We start from the raw sequence: 1636 nt of genomic DNA, 5'->3' as shown, positions 1-1636 counted from the left end.
ATCGAACAATTCGTTAAATCCAGAATGCCAAACGCCATCGTCATCGTGGTAACCAGACCAATCCTCAGAGAATTGACCACACAACGCTGTTCTTGGGTTAGCGTGAACAACCGCGTCAATCATGCCTAGCCTGTAAAGTTCAACCGCCACACCAAACGAAAGAGCCGTTTTACCGCTCCCTGGGAAAGGATTAGCGGTAGCAATTCGCGACCCTTTCTTGTACTTCTTAATAATGAGAGGGATGCCCGTCTCTTGAAATGGCCGGTAACGAATAGAATCAGTCATCTCTGTTCAGTCAAACTCCGTGAAATTACGCTCACCTAAAAACTCTTTTTCCTTCCGTCCCTTTAAAATCCCACGACTAGCCGCACCTCTGGCACCGCTAGCAATCGCCTATTCACTTGCTCATTTCTGTTGGCCACAGTTTAGCACAACAAACCTAAAGAGAAACCCTAGAAGATTGTTCTCTTAGTTAAGATTTTCTTGTTTACTTACTCGCCACTCTAGGATGTCTGACAGATGCAGTGGAAGTGCTTTAAGTTGATCCTGGTCGCCGATCTTTATCACTGCAGCCAGTATCTCGTTAACGCGATCTAAGTTGGGTTTCGTCTTCCCGCTTCGCCAATGGGCAATCGAGCTTTTGCTGATGCCTAGCTCGTCGGATAGGGCATTCACCGAGACCTTATAGCGGGCCATGGCCTCAGTAAGGCGGAAGATTATTTGACTCATGGTTATTCCTCATTCTTGATTATTTTCACCTGGAGGCGTCAGCAACCTAGATTCAATCGCTTCCCATTCCTTGCGAGAGACGCGAACAGCAGCATTTTTGCAGTCGATGATGAGTTTGGTGGAGTAGAGGTAATTTTCTAAGGCTTCGGCTTCTGCAAGTGAGAAGGTTATGAGTTCTCTGTCTAAGAGGAATAACCATGATCATTTTCCGCATCACCGAAATAATGGCTCGCTACAAGGTCAGCGCGACTGCCTTATCCGTTGAGCTAGATGTCACCAAAGGGACTGTTTCCCAGTGGCGTCAGGGCAGCTCTAAACCCAGCCTGGATCGACTGGATGCCATCATGGATGCCATTAAAAAACTTGGCGACAAACAGCAGCTAGACCTCTTTCCACTCCGGCTTTCCGACGTCCTAGAGTGGACGACAGAAAATACGAAAGTTTGACTTAAACCAACAATCTTTTCGATTCTGTTGTGCTAGACTGTGGCCAACAGAAATGAGCAAGTGAATAGGCAATTGCTAGCGGTGCCAGAGGTGCGGCTAGTCGTGGGATTTTAAAGGGATGGAAGGAAAAAGACTTTTTAGGTAAGCGTAATTTCACGGAGTTTGACTGAACAGAGATGACAGATTCTATTCGTTACCGGCCATTTCAAGAGACGGGTATCCCTCTCATTATTAAGAAGTACAAGAAAGGGTCGCGAATTGCTACCGCTAATCCTTTCCCAGGGAGCGGTAAAACGGCCCTGTCGTTTGGTGTGGCGGTTGAACTTTACAGGCTGGGCATGATTGACGCGGTTGTTCACGCTAACCCAAGAACAGCGTTGTGTGGTCAATTCTCTGAGGATTGGTCTGGCTACCACGATGACGATGGCGTTTGGCATTCTGGATTTAATGAATTGTTCGAC

The 1636-nt window shown here is 47.1% G+C and carries 5 protein-coding genes; 2 read left to right on the top strand and 3 right to left on the bottom strand.

Translation table 11 applies throughout. The annotated features are described in order from the left end of the window. The 3 genes from QGP82_RS07840 to QGP82_RS07830 form a co-directional block, all read right to left on the bottom strand. Positions 1-285, bottom strand: a 285-nt coding sequence (locus tag QGP82_RS07840; protein ID WP_499058210.1) for a DEAD/DEAH box helicase family protein, incomplete at its 3' end; no start/stop codon positions are given. A gap of 183 nt (positions 286-468) precedes the next feature. Further along, positions 469-729, bottom strand: coding sequence for a helix-turn-helix domain-containing protein (locus QGP82_RS07835; protein ID WP_499058213.1), 261 nt, complete (start codon positions 727-729; stop codon positions 469-471). A 9-nt stretch (positions 730-738) separates the two neighbouring features. Continuing rightward, the gene (locus QGP82_RS07830) at positions 739-900 is read right to left on the bottom strand and encodes an NACHT C-terminal helical domain 2-containing protein (protein WP_499058215.1); all 162 of its coding nucleotides are present in this window, start codon (positions 898-900) and stop codon (positions 739-741) included. 26 nt (positions 901-926) lie between these two features. Here QGP82_RS07830 and QGP82_RS07825 point away from each other — a divergent pair, with 26 nt between their 5' ends. Both QGP82_RS07825 and QGP82_RS07820 read left to right on the top strand, forming a co-directional pair. Then, positions 927-1175, top strand: coding sequence for a helix-turn-helix domain-containing protein (locus tag QGP82_RS07825; protein ID WP_499058212.1), 249 nt, complete (start codon positions 927-929; stop codon positions 1173-1175). Positions 1176-1351: 176 nt separating this feature from the next. Next, positions 1352-1636: DEAD/DEAH box helicase family protein (locus tag QGP82_RS07820; RefSeq protein ID WP_499058210.1), on the top strand; the 285-nt coding region annotated here is incomplete at its 3' end.

Source organism: Leptothoe sp. LEGE 181152, assembly GCF_032906605.1.
GTDB classification, from domain to species: domain Bacteria; phylum Cyanobacteriota; class Cyanobacteriia; order Phormidesmidales; family Phormidesmidaceae; genus Leptothoe; species Leptothoe turfae.
This window is presented reverse-complemented; position numbering and strand designations above follow the sequence as displayed.

What these genes read in the sequence shown, in the direction of transcription:
- QGP82_RS07835 (WP_499058213.1), bottom strand. Translation starts at nt 729, where the DNA reads ATGAGTCAAATAATCTTCCGCCTTACTGAGGCCATGGCCCGCTATAAG.
- QGP82_RS07825 (WP_499058212.1), top strand. Translation starts at nt 927, where the DNA reads ATGATCATTTTCCGCATCACCGAAATAATGGCTCGCTACAAGGTCAGC.